At 46.9% G+C, this 20,787-nt stretch carries 15 protein-coding genes; 9 read left to right on the plus strand and 6 right to left on the minus strand.

Annotated elements, in window-relative coordinates:
- The 3 genes from NT141_01255 to NT141_01265 all read right to left on the minus strand — a co-directional run.
- A partial coding sequence (locus tag NT141_01255; protein MCX6783687.1) for a DUF2341 domain-containing protein occupies window positions 1–1,242 on the minus strand: 1,242 nt, incomplete at its 3' end.
- Window positions 1,243–1,297: 55 nt separating this feature from the next.
- Entirely contained in the window at window positions 1,298–1,867 is a 570-nt protein-coding gene (locus tag NT141_01260; protein MCX6783688.1) for a four helix bundle suffix domain-containing protein, read from the minus strand.
- Window positions 1,868–9,433 carry a tail fiber domain-containing protein gene (locus tag NT141_01265; GenBank protein MCX6783689.1) on the minus strand — a complete coding sequence of 2,522 codons (7,566 nt, stop codon included), beginning with the start codon at window positions 9,431–9,433 and terminating at the stop codon, window positions 1,868–1,870.
- 206 nt (window positions 9,434–9,639) lie between these two features.
- Between NT141_01265 and NT141_01270 the strand changes: the two genes are divergently transcribed.
- Window positions 9,640–10,491: a hypothetical protein gene (locus tag NT141_01270; protein MCX6783690.1), complete on the plus strand. Its 852-nt coding sequence runs from the start codon at window positions 9,640–9,642 to the stop codon at window positions 10,489–10,491.
- Window positions 10,492–10,629: 138 nt separating this feature from the next.
- Entirely contained in the window at window positions 10,630–11,478 is an 849-nt protein-coding gene (locus tag NT141_01275) for a DUF1566 domain-containing protein (GenBank protein MCX6783691.1), read from the plus strand.
- A 186-nt stretch (window positions 11,479–11,664) separates the two neighbouring features.
- Here NT141_01275 and NT141_01280 read toward each other — a convergent pair whose 3' ends face one another.
- Window positions 11,665–12,243 (minus strand): DUF3800 domain-containing protein, encoded by a 579-nt coding sequence (locus tag NT141_01280; GenBank protein ID MCX6783692.1) that lies wholly within the window; start codon window positions 12,241–12,243, stop codon window positions 11,665–11,667.
- The gene (locus tag NT141_01285; GenBank protein MCX6783693.1) at window positions 12,243–13,379 is read right to left on the minus strand and encodes an RNA-directed DNA polymerase; all 1,137 of its coding nucleotides are present in this window, start codon (window positions 13,377–13,379) and stop codon (window positions 12,243–12,245) included. Before NT141_01285 ends, NT141_01280 begins: the two co-directional genes overlap by 1 nt.
- Before the next feature lie 765 nt (window positions 13,380–14,144).
- On the opposite strand from NT141_01285, the gene NT141_01290 reads away from it, so the two are divergent.
- From NT141_01290 to NT141_01320, 7 genes are all read left to right on the plus strand, one after another.
- On the plus strand, window positions 14,145–14,570 hold the full coding sequence (locus NT141_01290; protein MCX6783694.1) for a hypothetical protein: 426 nt from the start codon (window positions 14,145–14,147) through the stop codon (window positions 14,568–14,570).
- 171 nt (window positions 14,571–14,741) lie between these two features.
- Window positions 14,742–15,530, plus strand: coding sequence for a hypothetical protein (locus NT141_01295; protein ID MCX6783695.1), 789 nt, complete (start codon window positions 14,742–14,744; stop codon window positions 15,528–15,530).
- A 9-nt stretch (window positions 15,531–15,539) separates the two neighbouring features.
- Window positions 15,540–16,238, plus strand: a complete 699-nt coding sequence (locus NT141_01300; protein ID MCX6783696.1) for a hypothetical protein — start codon at window positions 15,540–15,542, stop codon at window positions 16,236–16,238.
- A gap of 97 nt (window positions 16,239–16,335) precedes the next feature.
- On the plus strand, window positions 16,336–16,713 hold the full coding sequence (locus NT141_01305; protein ID MCX6783697.1) for a F0F1 ATP synthase subunit delta: 378 nt from the start codon (window positions 16,336–16,338) through the stop codon (window positions 16,711–16,713).
- Window positions 16,710–18,170 carry a hypothetical protein gene (locus tag NT141_01310; protein MCX6783698.1) on the plus strand — a complete coding sequence of 487 codons (1,461 nt, stop codon included), beginning with the start codon at window positions 16,710–16,712 and terminating at the stop codon, window positions 18,168–18,170. The genes NT141_01305 and NT141_01310 overlap by 4 nt, the downstream gene beginning before the upstream one ends.
- Before the next feature lie 18 nt (window positions 18,171–18,188).
- Window positions 18,189–19,037 carry a F0F1 ATP synthase subunit gamma gene (locus NT141_01315; protein ID MCX6783699.1) on the plus strand — a complete coding sequence of 283 codons (849 nt, stop codon included), beginning with the start codon at window positions 18,189–18,191 and terminating at the stop codon, window positions 19,035–19,037.
- Between the two features lie 48 nt (window positions 19,038–19,085).
- Window positions 19,086–20,507: a hypothetical protein gene (locus tag NT141_01320; protein MCX6783700.1), complete on the plus strand. Its 1,422-nt coding sequence runs from the start codon at window positions 19,086–19,088 to the stop codon at window positions 20,505–20,507.
- Here NT141_01320 and NT141_01325 read toward each other — a convergent pair.
- A complete protein-coding gene (locus NT141_01325; protein ID MCX6783701.1) occupies window positions 20,456–20,749 on the minus strand; it encodes a hypothetical protein in 294 nt (97 codons plus the stop codon). The two genes, NT141_01320 and NT141_01325, sit on opposite strands and share 52 nt — an antisense overlap.
- Window positions 20,750–20,787: the final 38 nt, after the last annotated feature.

The following is a 20,787-nucleotide window of genomic DNA, read 5'->3' on the forward strand; positions in this document are numbered from 1 at the left end:
ATCGTTCCCATTCCAGTTAGGCTTTACCCAAAACGAAACTGTTCCCTGATTAGAATTGAAATGTTCATAATTGTTACTGGAAATTTGGGCGCCTGAGTTGAAGGTCAACGTTGACCCCGCTGTCCCTGCCGCATTGCCGTAGACCGAAACTGCCTGACCAAGTTTGCCGGTGTCTAAATACCCACTGGCTTTGAACTGGTTGGCTTGAGTGGAATTGGTTTCATCGAGGCCCCATTGACCCATGAGACTGGCGCCACCGGTCTGTTTGATTTGTTCGGTAGTTGAGCCGGCGATGAAGGCCGCGGCTTGGTCAGCGTGGAAGTTGGAAGCGAGAGAAGCGGTATTAGAAAAACCAATCTTGCCACCGGTTAAGTTAGTGGCTGCTTGTTTAACAGCGAAGATTAATCTGCCTAAACCTGAAGTGGTCTGCGTGGAATTTGAGGAGAGCGTCGCCCCATTAGTTAAAGCTAAAGCTCCGCTAGCTACAACTGGTGAACCGCCAGTAGTCCAATTAGTGCCATTAACTGAGGAACCGGAGAAGGTATCGTAGAGGGAAAAGATGGAGGAGGGGGACGAGAGATCGATCGCATTTGGATTTCCATAATACACGTACAACGTGGCCCCAGTGGTTGGAATACTGGCGAGGATGGTCCAGATTCTCGTAGTACTTAAGTTACAAGCTCCCGTCCCACTCTCCTCAATCCAGTAGGGAAGTGAAGCGCCGGTGGAATCAGCCACCCGAATATCTTGGCAGCTAGATTGAATCTTTTTGGCAGTAATGAGCGTCTTGGTGTCCAGAGTGAAGGAGACTTGGTAGCTTGTGAGTGTTCCGCCAGTACCGTTAGTCACCGTCACCGCTTTACGGTAAGTCCAGCCGTCATTGAACCAGGCTGCTTTGGTGGGGGTTGCAGTGATTTTGAAGACTACTCCGATCACAATGACGGTTAGTACTCCCGCAGCTATTATTCTGGGATTTACAAGGATAATAACTTTGTCATTCCGGGCAAGCGCCACGCGCGACCCGGAATCCAGTAATTTTAACTCAATCCCACTAGATTTTATTAGTTTAATTACCTTTTTTAATCGGTTACTGGATTCCGGGTCAAGCCCGGAATGACAAGGTGGGTTGGCTGGATTCCGGGTCAAGCCCGGAATGACAAGGTGGGTGAGTGATTTAATCTTCAGGATTAATCTAATCAGTTTCTTATTTGTTATTCGTACTCTTAATACAGGCAGTTGCATTACCAATTATTTTAGCATTCTATATACCTATGGCGAGAGGGAGTTTATGTTGTGGCTACGGCCTGTTTTGGCTGCGATATTCCAATCTTTTTTTAAACAGATTTTCGGTGTAACCACCCTCCTTAGCAAACTTAGTTTCGGCCGCTTCAATTTGCTTTTTAAGCAGGTAAGTTTCTATATGGCACAGCGTTAATAAAAAGTTTGCCGCTTCTTCGGGATCCTTGGGTAATATCGGTTTTTCGATTAAGTTTCCTAAGTTACTTAGGTTGCTTATGTTACTTAATCGGTAACCGATTTGTTGGAAGTTTTTTACTCGGGGGTCAGTTTTGGGGTAAATTCTAAGTTTTAAAATCCGTAAAAAATCCTCCAAATCAGCGATTAGCTCTTCGTAAGAGGCGTACGAAATTCCTAAAAGTTTTAGCTGCCCTTTAAGAGAGCAAATTTCGGCCACTCCCTCTACTATGTTTTGTTTGCTACTCCGCGCGGCGTGCAGCATTTGTTCCGCGGTTCTGTGGGTGGGAATGTTTAAGCGGCCTAAGTAGCTTAAGTAACTTAAGAAACTTACGGTTAAATCGTAAATAATTTCGCTGTACCTGTAGGTTAACAGGTTTTTAATAGGGTTCATTTATTCACTACCAATAACTAACCAACTGAATGGCAAATCACTGGGAACTGGAGAGGTAGTCACTACTTTGAAGCTACTACCAGCTTTCTTTTCGATAACACCGAGCGTGGCGCTAGCAGTAGCCTCTGGGGTGAGCATAACTAGTGAAGTAGCTCCAATTCCGGTGCTGGGAACTACTAGTGTTTTGGTGCCGGCGAGTAGAACGGCGTGGCCGGCGTTGGAGGCGCCTTTGACGTTGAAAGCTTCGGCGGTCACCGCTGTTGCCAGTAGACCCTTGCTATTCATTGTGATGTCGCCGTTTAGGAAGCTTAAAGTGCCGGAAAGCGAGTTGATGGTAACGCCTCCCATTGGGTCTAGTCCATCAATAGTTAGCAAGCCGACGGTAATAGTGCCAGTGATCCCGACGTCGCCTAAAGTCGTCTTCCCGAGGACATTGAGCTTCTTGTACATATTGACGTCAACATTGATTTTGCCCAGGTCAACTGCTGTCGTCGCGCCTGCCAACATCGCCGACGGAGAGGCCATTAAAGCTTTTAAGTCACTTAATTGGGTCTGTTGGGCTTTGGCGACTTCAACTAAAAAGCCGGCCATCTTGGGGTAGTCTAGTGATTCATAACCGTTGGCGTTGGTGCCCACTAATTCCGGCAGCACCGCTCCCACTTCCTGCGCAATCATACCCATTTCCCGCTGGCTGCCTAAATACTTAGCGGCATCAACCCCAGTATTCCAGTTGTAATAAACGCCGCGGAGCTTGCTTAAATCGTCAAGGACGTTAGTAGTGTCGCTGATTGTCACTATATTAGTTTTCAGTCGTTGATCCGAACTGCTGTTGGTTAAGTTACCATTGGCGTCAGAATAAACAGCCCGGTTGCCAGTGCCGCCCAGGTCCGAGACCGCCAGTTTTCCGGTCGGGGCGGCTACTCCAATGCCTACATTGCCAGCATTCGCATCAATAATTAAGCCGTAGCTGGTGCCGGAAGCTACTGTGCCGCCGGTGATTTTAAGGCCCGTCGAGGTCACCGTTCCGGTCGTCTGGGTGATATTAGGCATCGTAATATTTAGACCGTTCCAGGTATTAACGCCGGCGCCGGTATTTTGAATCAAGGCTCCACCCGTCACTGAAAGACCATTATAAGAGTATGTGCCAGCTCCCGTGTTCGTAACCGCTGGCATGGCAATCGTTTGACCACTCACGTTAAAGCCCGCGGCGGTGTAGTTAGTTGAAAGGTCCAGATTAAGCCCGGTCAAAGCTCCAGTCAAAACTGTGGCCGACGGGGCGTGCAGTAAACTTAGAGTTCCTGTTGTCTGCGTCGAAGCCACATCCAGCTTGGCAGCTGGCGTGATTGCACCTATACCAACTAAGCCTGCCGAAGTGACGTTGAATTTACCACCACCGACGTCAAAAGTGGTGGCGGGGGCAATCGTTCCAATTCCCACTCTGGAATTCGTCGCGTCTAGACTTAGTAAAGAAGTTAAACTTTGATTTTGGAAATTAAGAGCGTTCACATCGGTATTAAGCGTCCAGGCTTGATTTTGTTGCAGGAAGGCGCCGCCCGGAGAATCAAGAACAATTTGACCACTATTATATGTCACCAAGTTCAGGTTGTTGCTGGCATAGGTCGGTCCCGCGGTCAAATACAATGACGCCTTCGACTTGATGGTCGAGGCCGTCGTATTCGTGAAGGCCAGGTCATAAGCAATAGCGACGTCACCGGCCGCCGTAAAGGAAGTTGGCAGTCCGGCCGTTATAGCTGTCTGCGAAACGCTGAAGATACTATTAGTATTGTCAGTAATATTTAAAAGATTCCCAATCGTGCCATATTGACCAACGTTAATTTTGACCAAGTCACCAGTATTTACAATTTGCGTGCTACCTGCAGGCGACCAGTCAATGTTGGCTAAACTCCCTGTGAAAGTCGTATTCGTCAGGTTGGAGTTTACATTTAAGAGATGTCCGCTCGTTAAGTTGTTGCCGGAGGTGGCAATGTTGACAGCATCGCTGGTGGTGGCGGTTGACGGAATGCTGAGTCCGTCATTAGCGTTTGTTGGTGCCAGCGTCGTGCCCGTTCTATTCCAGTATCCAAGCACTCCAGTGGAAGCGGGATTAGCCCAAGTCAAATTACCAGCCGAGTCATTCGTCAAAATAGAATTGGCAGCGCCCTGGGAAGCTGGGAAGGAAGTCGTGACATTATTTAACTTAACGATATTTCCTGTTGAGTTAACTTGGAATTGGGAAGAAGCGCCGACGGAGAAAGCCGAGGTGCTGTTTGTATTACCAATACCAACCGAACCCGTAACAAACAAGTTGGCATTGGTTGACCCGTCAGCTCTAATGACCTGTAAGTCTGAGCCATTAACGGCCAAGGCTGGGAAACTGCTAGTAGTACCTCCAAAATTTAGACGAGTAAATCCAGTTGTTGCGTTATTGAGTAAGTTTATCACTCCGTCAGCCGTTGACGTAACTGTTGACCTCGCTGCCCATTGTAAATTACCACCAGCTGCAACATTTAAATTTCCACCGTAAATGGTGCCGGTGGCATTGATACCGCCGACAACATCTAATTTAACTGCTGGAGATGCCGTTCCAATCCCTACTCTATTATTAGTGCTATCGATGCTAAGAATTGACCCTAAACTGGCGTTTTGGAAATTAAGAGCGTTCACCGCGGTGTTTAAGGTCCAGTTTTGGGCCTGGTTCATGGTGGCGCCGCCAGCTAAATCGAGGACCAGTTGACCGGAGTTAAAAGTCTGTAAACCTAAATTAGAGGAGTTGAAGGCTTCACCGGCAATCATCGACAAATTAGCAGCCGAGCGGATGTTGCCCAAAGTAGTATTGCTGAAATTCAAGTCATAGGCCATAGTCGTGTCTCCCGCAGCATTAAAGGAGGCCGGCAAATTAGCGGTCAAAGCGGTCTGAGAAACGCTAAAAATAGAGTTGCCGTTGTCAGTAATATTTAAAAGATTCCCGATAGTGCCGTATTGACCAACGTTTATTTTGACGAGGTCACCAGTGTTTACAATCTGCGTGCTACCTGCGGGGGACCAATCGACGTTGGCAAGTGACCCGGTAAAGGTGGTGTTGGTGAGCGTTGAACTTAAGTTTAGAAGATGCCCCGATGTTAGCGTATTTCCAGAGGTCGCGATGTTTAACCCATTGCCGGTTGTGAGGGCGCTGGGAGTGACAGCGACAATATCAGTAGTCGTTGCCGTTGATGGGATACTTAAGCCGTCGTTAGCATTCGTGGGGGCGAGAGTGGTGCCCGTGCGGTTCCAATAACCCAAAATGCCAGTCGAAGCTGGGTTGCTCCAGGTTAGATTTCCAGCCGAGTCGTTCGTCAAAATAGAATTAGTGGCGCCTTGAGAAGCTGGGAAAGAAGTCGTGACATTATTTAATTTAACTATGTTACCTGTCGAGTTGACTTGAAATTGGCTCGAAGCGCCGACGGAGAAGGTCGAGGTTGGTGTTGTCGTTCCCACGCCCACCAGACCCGCTGAAGTAACATTAAATTTGCCACCGAGAACGTCAAAAGTGGTCGCTGGGGTGGTCGTTCCAATTCCAACATTTCCGGTGCCGGTCATAATGGCTAAATTATTGTTATAGCTGGTAGATATTTGCGCCAAGCCGTTATTACCGAAAGTCAAGTTGCTACCCATGGTAAAGTCACCAGTCGATGAAAATTTATAGTTTGGTCCGTGGAGGTAGAGCATGCCGGTGCCGTTGGGATCAATGGTTAAACCCTGATTGGTGGCTAAAGTTTGAACCACCGCGGAATTATCAAAACGAACGCCGCCGCTGGGATTGTCGGTCGCCCCAACAGCGATCCAGCCAACGTCCTCCGAGAAAACGTAACCGGTGGCAATGCCGGTGTTGACGTTAAAGATGACATTGCTACCGTATAAAGTAAAATCAAGGAAATTGCCGGTGTTTAGCACCTTGGCCTTACCGGTGACAACGCCGGTACTCATGTTTACATTTACCGGTCCGGAACTGTTATCTACAGTGCCAAAAGCCACCCAGCCAACGTCTTCCAAAAAAGCGTAGCCGGAGAGGTTGCCGGTGGCGTGATCGAGGCTAACACTACTATTATAGTTACTAAAATCCAAATACCCGGTACTGTTTAAGACGGCGGCTCTTCCTGTGAATTGATAGGAAAGACCGGAGGTGCTTTTGTTGCCGAGAGTCATATCCCCACCAATAATAGTGGCGTTGCTTTGAATGTTGCCAACGACATCAAGTGGCGTCGCTGGTGTGATAGTGCCAATGCCGACTCTACCGGCCTTTAAATATAAGGTGTTAACAACGGCACCAGCTTCAATGCTAGTAAGGGTGGCGACCGAGTTTTGGGTCAAAGTAAAATCAGCGTTAGGTGTTAGACCGGTGATTCCCGATAAACCCTCAGCAGCAGAAGCTCGGTTTAAGGCGTGAGCGGTAGTGCCGATGTACATCGTGGAACTATTAGCAGCATTGTCTCCAGTGTTAATACCAGTCACAGTAGCAGTACCGTTACCGATAAAGTTAGAACCGAGTTTTAATGTAGCTGTCGCGTTGGCCATGTCTAAAGTTAATGTTCGACCAGTGGTAAGTGCTGTTGAAGAAGTGCCGGCGATAGTGACGTCGAAAGCGGCCGAAGTATCACGAATGGCGAGACCAGTGAGTCCCGTCAGAGTGCCGCCGGTGATTCCAGGAGTTACTAACGATGGTGAAGTTGAATACACTATATTAGTAGTCGTTGTTCCAGTAGTGCCAGTGGCGGCGTTTAAGTAGTTCAGTTGCGTGCCGGTCGCAGTAACGGCGGTTGATCCTAGAGTGAAGCCGTTCGCAGCGGTGAGCGTCGAACTAAAAGCGCCGGTGCCGGTAACGTCAAGGGTTGCCAAAGTGGGGTTGGTGTTGCCAACTCCAAAACTCCCGGCGACCCAAGATTTTCCCAGCCCATTGATGTTCAGGTTACCGCCGTCAGTAATGTCGCCGGTCACTCCGAGCGTCGAACTTAAAGTGGTGGCGCCGGTGACTCCTAAAGTATCCGTAAAAACACCGGCCCCAGTCGCTTTAAATGTGCCGGCGACGTACAACTTAGTAGTAGGAACGAGAATTCCAATGCCCACATTGCCCTCAAAAATGGCGCCGCTGGTGGGAGCGGCACTGTTTTGGTAAGTAGCCCCAACGGCCAGGTCCGTCGTGCTAAGTTTGGATCCCGGGGTGATGGTGCCGATACCAACGTTGCCGTTATCATAAATATGGCTACTCGTTAACATGTAAGTATCGGTGTAAACGGGCACGTACCCGAGAACTCCACTACCGCCAATGGAGCCAGAAAGACCAGCGCAGTTTCCCGTATCTACGCAGATGCTCCCCGAGCGGTTGGGGAGGGTGTAGGTGCGGTCGGCGGTCAGGTCAAGACTGGAAATAGTGCCGGTATGTTGAACGGCGCCGGCCGCGGCCGGTGAAATTATAATAGTGTCGCGAGCGGTACTGCCGCCGCCAAATTGAATGTCGCCAGTTGGTGTCACTGCCAAGTATTTAAGAGTGCCGGCGTTGTCAATTACATTAAAAACGTCAACTGAGCCGGCGGCGGCTTGCTTAACAGAGAGCCCGGTGGCGTCCGCTTGACCGGCCGTAATAGTTTGAGTGGCGTTAGGATTTTTAATGACGCAGTTAGGGCAGATGCCACCAGGATTGGTGAGTTCGCCCCAAGAAGGTTTACCTTGACTATTAACTACCATCACTTGGTTTTCGGTGCCAGCTCCCAAAGTAGTTAAAGTATTGGCAGCGCTGGCGTACAGCATCGCTCCTTCGGTAATGGCGGCCAGACCAGTGCCACCGTGTGTTACTCCCAAAGTGCCGGTGACTTCACTGGCCAGGTTAACGTCGCCAGTTGATAGCACTCCCGCTAAACTACTGCGAACAACTCCGTTATCTAATCCCGAAAAAGTAATCGTACCGGATGACGTCAGTCCTGTTCCTCCCGTGATCGCGCCGGCGTTGGTAATGCCACCGCCGTTATTATTAATGCCGCCGGTAATGCTAGCGCCAACAACCCTTAGAGTGCCATTAACGTCAAGGGTGTACTGCGGATCGTTCGTGCCAATGCCGATTTTGTCGCCAATAGTTGAGGGGAACAACTTACCACCGTTCCTGCTCCAGTAACCAATGGTGCCGCTGGTCCCGCCGCCAATCCATGTCAAACCTCCTGAGCCATCGTTCTGTAACAGGGCATTAGACAGCCCCTGCGTCGTTGGCCATGAATAGGGGATTCCACGGATTCCGGACAGATTTCCACGGATAGTGGTATTGCCGGTGAGGTCAGAAGTTCCTGTCACAGCAAGGTTACCGCTGACTGTCGCCGAGCCGCCGACGCCAAGGTTCTTATCTAAAGTAACGTCATCGGTAAAGTGGCCGGTGCCAACGACGTCAAGCTTACTCGTAGGTGTGGCGGTACCAATTCCCAGCATGTCTGTAAGGCTTGTCATATATAATGTGCCATTACCTTGAGTCCATTTTATGGGAGTAAAGACCGTTGCCACGTGCCCACTCAAGCTGACCGTGGTGTCACCACTACCAATCATTTCAAAGTAGTCAGTATTGCTGCCAGCCGTTAGTGTTGCGCCACCAACCCGGAACTCTTTAAAGATGTTTTGACTGGTGCCTTTGTCAGTGTTTGTCACCGTGTCGCCGCTAAGAGCCAGACCGGGACCAACTTTTAGAGTAGCGTCGCCGGTCTGCCCCAGAAATGACAAAACGCCAGTGTTGGTAATAATGGGATTTTGACCGGTCGAAACGCTAATTCCCGGTCCGGCGGCCACACTATATAAGAGGTTAGACGCCGCCACCGTTTTGGCGGTAATGGTTTGGCCAGAAGCATCTATTGATGCCTTAAAAATAGTAGGCACTGCGAAGGTCATGGTGGGGGTGGTTTTAGTTGTAGTGGCGGCAAGAACCTGAGCTAGACCCAGATTTTTGACCGCTGGTTGTTTTTCCGATTTTCCCAGTAATGTTAGCCCCGTTTTTGCTTGATTAATTCCATTTTCCAGACGACCGTAAATTCCTCCGGCGCCGTTGTATTTAAGAGCGGCGACACCAAGCAGGGTGACGGCCAGCATGGCAAGCAGGCTGGCGAATCGCAAACTCTGCGTTACATTTGTTCTCGCAGGAACGTCGGGGTACAGTATTTCTTCCGGGGTTGCGTTCAACAACAACGTAGGGGTCGCATTCATGCGACCCTCGGCCGGTTGGATCGAGGGCCGGATAAATCCGGCCCCTACGTATGGTAAAACGTGGTCGACAGAATGAACCATCGGCCCGCTCACGACTTGATTTCTTGATTGGATTGCCTTCTTGTTACTAACTTCTAATTTGTAGGCTTTGAGTTTTTCGGCATCGCTGGCTTTATATAAACGACTGCCGTTTGCATCTCTTTGAGACTCCAAAATACCTTCAGATTCCCATCGACGAATTGTAGATGCCGAAACACCCGAAAGGGCTGAAAGTTCGCTTGGTGTCAAGTTAAAATTGGCAGTATTTTCCATGAGCAGTTTTTGGGGCATATCGAAGATTTCTATACTTCTCACATGCCGTAGTTAAAGTATATAAAAAGGGAAGAGGGTGTCAAGAGGATGTTGGAATTTTTAACAACAAAAATTTAAAAACGTAGGGGCGGGATTAACATTACCGATTAACGTAGGGGTCGCATTCATGCGACCCTCGATCAAATCGGCCGAGGGCAGCATAAATGCGACCCCTACGTTGCCTTTTTATGTTGTGGTAAATTTAATCCATGGATTCCTATTACGAACGGCGATCACCGCGACTTCACAAATTTGATTATTCCTCAGAAAATATGTATTTTGTGACAATTTGTAATTATCAACGGAATTGTACGTTTGGGAGAATCATTAATAATAACGTAGGGGCGGGGCATGCCCCGTCCGATTCAAACGTAGGGGCGGGATTTATCCCGCCCTCGGACGATCGTACCGAGGGTCGCATAAATGCGACCCCTACGTTAATTAATGAATTTTCGGATATCCTAACTCTCGATTCTCCTGGTGAAATGTTATTTAATGATTGGGGCTTAATTGTGAAACAAACTTGGGAGGAACTACCAAAATATTTTCCAAAAATCACTCTTTACGATTTCAATATAATGCCTAACCACATTCACGGATTAATTCAAATCGAGGGTTCAATTGGAGAAAATTATAGAAAATACCAGGAACAAATAAAAACGTTTGACACAAAATTGATTAATTCTGTTGAAAATTCGTCAGAAGAAACAAATGAAAAAACCAACGTAGGGGAGGAGCATGATATCAATTCGATAAACGTAGGGGAGGGGCATGCCCCTCCCTCGATCCAATCGGCCGACGGCGAGGCATGCCTCGCCCCTACGTTTACTTTGGGGGAAGGCGTCGCCCCTAAGTTGATGACGATTATTGGCTCTTTTAAATCTGCCGTTTCTAAACAAATCCATGAAACATCTTCGTACCAAGGTCAAATTTGGCAACGCAGTTTTTACGATCATATTATTTGGGATGACGACGATTACAAACGCATTGCCGGTTACATAAAATTTAATCCCAAAGTTTGGGATCGGGATCGCAATAACCCTATTCGTATAAAAACGTAGGGGCGGGATTAACATTACCGATTAACGTAGGGGCGGGATTCATCCCGCCCTCGATCGATACCGAGGGCAGCATAAATGCCCCTACGTTAATTAATACGTAAACTTGACACAATAAAATTATTGATCCATATTATTAACATGCGTAAGTTTCTAATATATTCCTCCCTCATTATCCTCACGCTTTTTGTGATCTTTAAAGTTGGTGGGGCAGTCCTCGCCGAACAAAGTGGCTCTTCTCCCGATTCCGGTGCCAGTACTTCTAAAATTAAAACTATTTCCACCGCCGTCGCCGCTCTTAGCTACGGCTCCATAAGTGCTGGCACTTGGGGCGACTGGGGTACTATGTGGAATCGGATTTACTCCGCGGCTATTGTGGGTTTTAATGACTCTTTAGTGGCTGGTTTAAAAAATGGTAGCGGCACTGGTACCATTGTGGCTTACACTAAGGCTCTCGGCGGGGTAGACGACTACAACTACAACCAAACCATTCCCAGCGATACATACAAAAGAACTTGGGTCACTTGTAATTCCGGTAATACCTATTGCGGCACCGGTCGCAGCGTTCTTAACGGTTTAGTGTCTCAGGATCCCAACACTAATTTGGTCTGGAGTCCTCAGATTAATGCCTCTAGTACCTGGTTTGTCGCTAATAACTGCATTCCCCCGGGGAGTAGTGGTAATTTGGGATATCCGGCGGGCACTTGTGTTAATAATGGTGATGTTTCCTGTGTCTGCGTTAAAAATACCAGCCCTAAAACCGGTTGCGAAAATTACGATGACGGCTTATGGCGTTTGCCGTACCAAAAAGAGTTAATGCAATCTTATATCGATGGTTCTTGGGGCAACCTGGCTACCGCCAGTGCGTATTACTGGGCGTCGGCTACGACCAGTAACGCTACCCAGTACGCCTGGTACACGTTCCAGGCCAGTGGGTACACGTACACCAACAGTAAGACGGTTACGTACTCTGTTCGTTGCGTTCGCTAGCCTTGGCCTTTTGAAATTTTGGCCGATTTGGATTTTTGGAACGTGGGGTTTTGGTGGTTGCTTTTCCTAAACTTCTGTGGTATCTTAATGCTACAACAAGTTACCAGCGACAAATTCCCGGGTCGGGAAAAGTTAGCCGCAAGGCAAAACTAACTGGGACACTGACCTCGCCAATAGGCGAGGTTTTTATTTGGAGACACTCTCTAAAGCAGATTGGAGAAGATAAATCCCGGCAATTCGCTGTTTCTTCTGAAGCTTTTTAAGTAGACTCTGGGCCAACTCTTCGTTCGGTTTATCGTAGCAATATCGCACCAAACCAGCTATGGAATCGGCCAGCTGGATACCGACATTGCCAGTACTGCGAACGGTTTTCAGTCTCCAAACTTCAATGCCTCTGTCCCGTAAAACCTTTTTGAGTTTTTGCTCGTACCACCGGGGCTTTTTACCATCAATGACGATTGTTCTGACTATTGGTTCGGTAATTAATTGTTTAAAAACGGCTTCAATCATTGCTTGTGGGTGAGCGGGATTCTTAAAGACTGCTACTTTAACAACAAAATCTAACCCGGAGATCTTATTGAGAAATTTCTCGCGCATAAACCATCTTTCTTCAGCCCAGTGGAAGTAAGCAATTCGAAGATCCCTTTCGATCTGAGTTAAATCCGCTTCAAACTTTTCTTTATTAATAACCTGAACGTAAACAACTGCGGTTGTAGTGTGGCCTTCCTGCTTATGTGTTCCTGATTCGTCAATGAAAACAACCACTAATTTAGTTTAGCAGATTTTTTAATTCTTAAGTGATGGTAATTTCCCACAACCACAATTTTCGATTTAATTTTTAAACTCAAATGCTTTTCGATTAGGTGCTTCCTTAACCGCCCAGTACGGGCTTTTCCAAAATGACCAAAGTACGAATTTAACGAGGCTACAGCTTTTGTTACATCGTTACGCTTGTTAAATCTGTAAATTTTATTCTTAGCCATTTTAACCACGTTGCGTCGCACCGTAATTCCCCAGGGCTTAATAAAATAACCCACAAACGCCACACCGTGGCGCGTGGGCTGAATTTGTTGTTTGCGGGGATGTAATACTAGATACAGGCGATCTTTCAAAAATGAAGCTATCTCGTTACGCCAGACTTTAATATCTTCTATAGAATCGCTAAAAATTAAGAAGTCGTCGACGTAGCGACCATACGCTTTGCAACCCAACTCATCTGTTACAAAATGATCCAGTTCGTTTAAGTAAACATTGGCTAAAAATTGGCTGGTTAAATTACCTATCGGTAGTCCAACTTCCGGTTCCTGATCAAAAAGCGATTTGCCGGTCGGCACCAGCTTTTTTAAAGCCGGATCGCCTTTGTAATAATAATTTTGAGTGGGGTTATTAAAAATGATGATCCTTGCTAACCACAGAACTTCTTTCTGCCACCATTCCGGCCTTAATTTGGAGGCTATAATTTTTGAAAAGATTTCATAAAGAGTAGACTTGTTAATGTTGGAAAAGAAACTGCTGATGTCGAATTGTCCGTAATAGTCATAGTTCTTCACAAACTCCGCGACCCGTAAAGCGCCAAAATGATGGCCTTTATTTTTACGACAGGCGTAAGAATCGGTTATGAAAATTTGTTTTTCCCAAATTTGCTGGACTTCGTTTATAAGAATGTGGTGAGTAACGCGGTCGCCAAAGTCGGCCGCAAAGATTTCGCGCGGCTTGGGCACAGTCACCACAAAACAAATCGAGCGGCCCGGTCGATAAGTCCTAGTCTGCAAAGATTCTTTAAGGTCGACTAAATTATTTTCTAAATTTAATTCATACTTAAGGGCATTGGTGGTTTTACGCTTAGTTTCGCGGCAATCATAGTAGGCTTTAAGGATATTCGCGACGGTAAAAATGGTCATTTAAACCTTTGCGACCCAACTCCCAATCATTTTTCCAATTTCCACAATGTCCTCCGAAATAGCGGCCGCTTGGTTTAAAGAGATTAATTTAAGCTCAGAAAGAAATCTTACGCGGAGTTTAAAAGAGTCGAATTGTTGATTTAGATTGTTAACAATCGCATTTTTACTCGCCCCCCCCCTCCGCCGATTTGGGCGGCAATAAAAAGGTCAATTAGCTCCCAATTGCGGTTAATAATGTCTTGTCCAAGCGAAAACTTATACTCTTTTGGAAGGCTTTTCACAATTAAATACTCCGTTTTAAGGAGGTTCAGAAGCTTAAGGTACAGGGGCATGTTCTGGTAGAACATCGCTCTTAGTTTAAAGTCCAAGGCTAGCGAACGCAACGAACAGAGTTCGTATTCGTCTTATTGTTGTTGTTCGTGTTCCCATTGTTCTGGTTCGTGTTCCAGGCGTTCTGGGTATTGTTACTGTTCGTAGTCGACGCCCAGTAATTCGCATTGGCGTTAATAATTTACCGCTGTTAATTATCGTCAAATATTTTTGACGGGGTAAATCGCCTTTAATTTTAAAGCTCTCTTCCAAAAGCCTAGGAATCCTCCTTAACTTTTAGAACTCCGGCCCCTAAGAATTAGTATACACATCACATCCGATTTCGACATAATACAAAAATGACGTAGGGGAGGGGCTTGCCCCTCCCTCGGCCGTTAAATGTAACCCGAAACCGGTTGCAAAATTTCATTAATTTAGACATACTCAAAGATACAAATGGTTAGAGAATCTGATGAGACTAAAAAGAACGCTAAAGCTTTCTTCAAGAAACACAAAAGTGTAAAGTGCCCGGCTTTTCCGAAAGAGAAAGTTTATTTTAATAGTAGGAGCTTAAATCATTTATTTTACGAGGGCGCAATGTCGGCGCGTCCGTCTAAAGAAACCGAGACAAGAGTTTCGCTATTACCACGAGCCTTTCTAGTTTTAAAAAGATCGTCTTTTTGGCAAGAAGAACGAATCGTGGACCATAAAGGCGAGATAATGCATTATTGGTCTCTTGAAGCCGTAGTTGAGGAACGAAGAATCAAAGTAATTGTAAGGCAGAAAGGTGGCGGCCGAAAATTCTTCTGGAGTGTAATACCGTCGTGGCGAAAAATAGATGGGAGGGTCGTAAACGCCAGGAGCGACTTAAGTAAACAATGAAAAATGCCCGTCTTCGGCTTGCATTCCGCCGAATAACCCTCGCGGGTCACGAGCAACTGTATAATACTTCAGATTTGACAAAACTTCAAGGCTCAGTCGGCCGGGAGCGTAGCGACCTTTTATTTTTGTGAAAATCTTGCTAATCTTACATAAGTAGTTTAAATTTTAAGTATGAAAACTGCCTGGAAACTATTTTTAATCGTTGCCTTCATCTTTCTGCTATCACCGCGACCGGCCCAGGCGGCCGTGCTCTCCAGTGATTCCATGGCCAAAATCGTCGTTATTAATAATGCTAGTGCCAAGCCCGGTAATATCGTCTCTTTTAAAGCCGGCAATTTTGAATTATCTAAACTAGACTACGATATCGACTTGCGGGGCGTAATAGGTGAGGGAGCCTTAACTTTTAGTGATGGCAGTGGCAACTATTCCGTCATTGGTAGCGGCGCGGCCGAGGTTATCGTGGGGCTCGCCAACGGCCCAATTGCCAAGGGCGACTTTGTTACTTCTTCGCCGGTTGAAGGCATTGGCCAAAAAGCCACTTATTCCGGCATGGTTCTGGGGCAAGCTCTGGCGGACTTTAGCAGTAACAACAAGTCAGACACGGGGCTAATTCCGGTCGCCCTCAACATTCACTTCGTGTCCCTGTCATCCAAATCAACCGGCAGCTTTGTTTCCCAGTTGGGAACTTCCATGTTGTCATTGCTGGACGTTAGTAAACTCGCCGCCATGGAGCAGCCTTCCAAGGCCTTGCGTGGGATTCTGGCGGTCATAGTGATGACTATCGCTTTAGCAATCACTTTCACGAACTTTGGAAAAGTGGCTCAAAAGGGAGTGGAGGCGGCCGGTCGTAACCCTCTCGCTGGCCGTTTAATCACTATTAACGTTATTATTAATGTCGGCTTGGCTTTGGGCACTTGCGCCATTGGGTTATTACTGGCATATTTGTTGTTAGTAGCCTAGTTGTAATTTATGCTCAATTTAACTAACTTACTCACCACCGGCCCCATCGTCCTCTTTGGTCTTGGTCTTTTGCTGCTCAACATCTTCTTCGCCCTGCAGCTGTATCGACGGGAGAAGATTTTGGTCACTAAAGAAAAGAAGATGACTAAACACATTGCTCGGGTTTTTGATGAGGCCACGAGGAAGTCGGAAGGCTTAGTGGAACGGGCCGCCGAGAAATCCGCCGATATTTTAAGCGAAACTGAGGCCGTCAGCTCTTATATCAAAGACGAGATCACGGTGGCCTTGGAAGAAACGCTTAAAAAAGACGAACACAGTGTTGCCAAGTTTTTAAGTCGGCTGGAGTCGGAAAATGTTCAGTATTTTAAAGAGGTACGAGGTCGAATTTCTGCCCAGTCAACGGCAGCTATGGAGCATGCAGCCGACGAAACAGCTCGTGAGTTGTCACAATTTGTCAGCGAACTTCGCAGTAAAACGGTGGCAAAGCATACCGATTTGGAAGATTCTTTACAAGCGTCCTTCAAAGCGGCTTTAACAGATATTGAAGCTTTTAAAAAAGATAAGATTGCGGCTTTGGAGACGTCACTTCCAGACTTAATGCAGAAAGTGGCCGGCGATTATTTGGGGAAGACGTTAACAGCGGCCGATCACGAAAAGTTGATTTTAAGATCGCTAGAGGAGGCGAAAAAAGAGGGACTGTTTAATTAACGTAATTACCAACGTAGGGGAGGGACATGCCCCTCCCTCGATCCAATCGTCCGAGGGCGAGGCATGCCTCGCCCCTACGTTATTATTATTATTATTTATGTCCAATACCGAAATTACGTCACTCCTCCAAAACACCGTCACCACTACCGATCTCGCGGCTACTTTGTCATATTTAGAAAACCTGCAGGCGGACATTTTTAAAATAAAAACCGACGGCTCTCCGTCACCAATTAGTTCTGACGAGGTAGCTTCCGCCATTACCGAACTTAAATCTCGTCCCGTTATTACTTTACAGATCGCATCACTGTTGTCACCTCGAGGTTTGTCACAGGTAGCTACTTACTTACAGCAGACGATTACAAAGCCGGTTGTCATTAATCAAGAAATTGATTGTCGACTGATCGGGGGCGCTAAAATATTGTGGCAAGGCCGCATTTTAGACAAAAGTCTCTATCAGCGGCTTAAAACATCATGACTTACTCAGAAGCAGTCGCAAAATTTGGCGAATACGGCGAGATTTTAGAGGTGCGGCATCCGATTGTTAGTGTGGCTGGCCTACCGGGCGTTACCGCCTCGGAAATGGTCATTTTTGAAGATGAAACGATTGGTCAAGTGATGTCCTTCAACCGCGACATCGTGACCATTATGGCCCTCTCTAACAACATTCTGCCGGTTGGCTTAAAAGCCGCTCGGTTGGGAACGGCCATGTCGGTTCCTGTCGGTGATGATCTCCTGGGGAAAGTGATTGATCCCATTGGCACTCTTCTTATTTTTAAGCGGCCGCTGCCGGTCCTCAACTGGCAGGCGCTTTTAGATGTGGCCCCTCTGCCTATTACCGCGCGTAGTCGGGTCGACAAAACCTTGCTCACCGGCACCAGCTTGGTGGATTTACTCATTCCGCTAGGCCGTGGCCAGCGGGAACTGGTGGTTGGCGATCGCAAGACCGGCAAAACGTCATTCCTGTTTAACGTCATGAAAACGCAATGTTTGGCTGGTACGATTGTCATTTACGCCGCCATTGGCAAACCCTCGCAAGAAATTCATAAAATTATTGATTACATTAACAATGAAGGTATAAACGACAAAACAGTCGTCGTGGCCAGTACGTCCAGCGACGTTTCCAGTCATATTTATTTGACGCCTTTTACGGCCATGGCTCTGGCTGAGTTTTGGCGTAACTCGGGGCATGATGTCTTAGTCATTCTTGATGATCTTTCCACTCACGCTAAATATTTTCGAGAATTATCACTACTAGCTCGTAAGTTTCCCGGGCACGATTCTTACCCTGGCGATTCTTTTTACACTCACGCCAGACTTTTGGAACGGGCCGGAAAATATAAAACCGGCAGCATTTCCTGCTTAGCTGTCGCCGAAACGACTTCTAATGACCTAACCGATTACATCGTTTCCAATTTAATCGGCATTACCGATGGCCATATTTTATTTGACAGCCAGCTTTATTTGCGGGGCAACCGGCCGGCCATTAACGCTCTTTTGTCCGTCAGCCGAGTAGGGCACCAAACCTGCAATCATCTGCATCAAGAAATCAGCCAAACTTTAACGGCGTTCCTGGTCGAATACGAGCGAGTTTTGGACTTTTCGCATTTTGGCGAAGACACTTCGGAAAGTGTTGTTAAAACGTTACGGCGTGGCGAACGACTGCTGGCCTTTTTAAATCAGGCGGTGGAAATCGTGATGCCTTTGCCGGTCCAATTGACCTTCATTGGCATGCTTTGGAATGATTTTTTTACTGATTTACAGCCGGCCCGAATCAGCGGCTACCGCGAAACTTTAACGAAGGCTTTTAACGAACATAGTCACGTGTCATTTTTAATTGACACTTGTGTGGCCGCCGAGGATTTTAAGGCCCTGATTGCGTTTGTGAGTGATCATCGAGTGGAACTTTTGGCGGCTTGTGGAATAAAATCGTAATTTACAATTTTAACTATTATGCACATAAAAAAAATAACCGAAGATTTGGATTTATACAGCACCTTTTGGGAATTAACTCAGACCTATGAGGACGTTTGTACCACCAAGATCCAAAGCATTCGCGAAAAAATCTTTGGGACTCGAACTTATATTGACGGCCTTTACGAGGTCTTTAATCAGTTACGATTGTCGCATCAATACGGCCCGGTCAAGAAGACCGCCACACCAATCGCGGCCTCACACGTCCTGGTTCTTTTAACCTCCAACCGCCGTTTTTCCGGTAAAATTACCAAATTGGTCTTTAGCCAATTTTTAGAGGCCTATCGCAAAGGTGGCGCAAAAGTCATTGTGATCGGAAAAATTGGCCGCCATTTAATCGGTCAACAGTCACCAAAAATTCCGGCCACTTGTTTTGAAGTCCCGGAAGAAAAGATCGCAATTTCCGACCTGCAACCGATCTTAAACGAAATCAATAAATATCAAACTGTCGATGTTTTTTACGGCCGTTTTATCAATTTAGTTAAGCAGCTGCCACTACAATACAATTTAGCCGGTGATTATGAGGCTTTAAAGGCCTTGGCTCCGGAAAGCCGTGAAACGCCGACCAGTTACATTTTTGAACCCAGTCTGCCTAAAATCCAGAATTTTTTTGAAACCGAATTACTTACTTCTTTCTTTCGTCAAAATATTAACGAATCCCATTTGGCTAACCTTGGCTCCCGGGCCATGAAAATGGAGGAGAGCAGCGTTACGATTAGCGAGCGGGTAAAGATTCTAAACGCCGCTTTGCGCGTGGCGACGCGCGATTACGAAAACCGTAAACAACTAAACATGCTTCCGGCGATTTTTTATGGTAACTTTAACTGATCGGGAATTTTCAATTTGAAATTTCAAATTAGTTAGGTAATTAAACTTATGGTTTCTACTTTAAACTCAAGTAAAAATACAGGCCACGTCATCGGCGTTCGCAGCCAGATTGTGGAGGTGGAGTTTAGCGGAGAAAGTCCTAGGATTCACGACATTTTATTGGGAGTGACTAAGTCGGAAATAATGCTTGAGGTCTCTGCTTCCGCCACCGCTACCTCTTTTTACTGTCTTTCACTGGGTGACACTACCAGCATCTGCCGCGGCGACCAGGTGGCTCCTCGGGGCTCGGGTCTAACTATTCCTTCCGGGGCGGGGGTTTTGGGGCGAGTCTTTGATATTTTTGGCCGGCCGCACGACGGTCTGCCCGAATTGTCACTTACCGATAATTGCACAATTGATTTGTCTGCCGCTGAGCAGTTTAAAACCGCCGGTCGGCCGTTTGAGGTCCTGGAGACGGGCATTAAAGCGGTTGACTTTTTTTCGCCGGTTCTTAAAGGCGGCAAGATTGGGCTTTTTGGGGGCGCGGGAGTCGGGAAAACGGTCCTTTTAAACGAAATTATTCATAACTTTTTAATTCGCGAGGATAAGTCTCTTGACGCCATCTCGGTCTTCGCGGCGGTAGGGGAGCGCTCTCGTGAAGCTCAGGAACTTCATGAATTACTGCAACAAACCGGCATCGCCCCCTACGTCACCTTGCTGCTGGGGCAGATGGGCGCTAATCCGGCGGTCCGTTTTCGCACCGCTTACGCTGCGGCGGCCCTGGCTTCAGATCTTCGTGACAAACTAGGAAAAGATGTACTATTTTTGATCGATAATGTCTATCGTTTTGCCCAAGCCGGTAGCGAATTGGCCACTTTACAAAATGCTATTCCTTCCGAAGACGGTTATCAGCCCACTTTAACTTCGGAAATGGGGCGGCTGCACGAAACTTTGGATTCCAATAGCCGCGGCTCCATTACGTCTATTGAGGCCGTTTTCGTGCCGTCTGACGATTTAAGCGATTACGGGGTACGATCAATATTTCCTTATTTAGACACTTATTTAGTGTTATCGCGGACGATTTATCAAAAAGGCTTGGTGCCCGCTATCGATTATTTGCAGTCAACTTCCGTCGCTTTAGACAGCCGTCTTGTTTCCCCTTTACATCACGTGGCTTGCTTTGAGGCCAAGTCATTACTTGAAGAGTCGGCTCGAATTGAACGCTTAGTTTCACTGATTGGCTTTTCGGAGTTGTCGGCCCACGATCAGCAGGTGTATACGCGGGCCACTTTAATTAGAAATTATATGACACAGAGCTTTTTCTCGACCAGCAGCCAAACCGGCCGGACTCCGGCCTTTGTGCCTTTGGAGAAGACAGTTCGTGACGTCCTGGAGATCTTAAACGCCAAGCATGATAACTTAGATCCGCAAAAGCTCCTTTATATTGGGAGTTTAGATGACTTGTCTTCTGACTTAAAAGCCGGAATGTAAATGGTGACTTGGTTGTTGCGACATCGAAGGACACCGTAGGGTGGGTTGACTTCCCAGTTGCTGTGATCAACTAATTTGAGCTTTATCAATCCCTTAAACTCAGTGATAAAATTGGCGTGGCCCGGTAGAACGTCAAAAGGCCCGGTGTCATTGCGGGCCGACACTGCGGTTACTTCGGCGGTATAAGAACTTTCTGGCGAAATCACTTCAACTTTCATTGATGGTGTGGCAGTTGTTTCCATATGTGACTTAATGTTAAGGGAATCTGTTGATGACGTCA

This window comes from candidate division WWE3 bacterium, from assembly GCA_026396615.1.
Taxonomy (GTDB): domain Bacteria; phylum Patescibacteriota; class WWE3; order JAPLWK01; family JAPLWK01; genus JAPLWK01.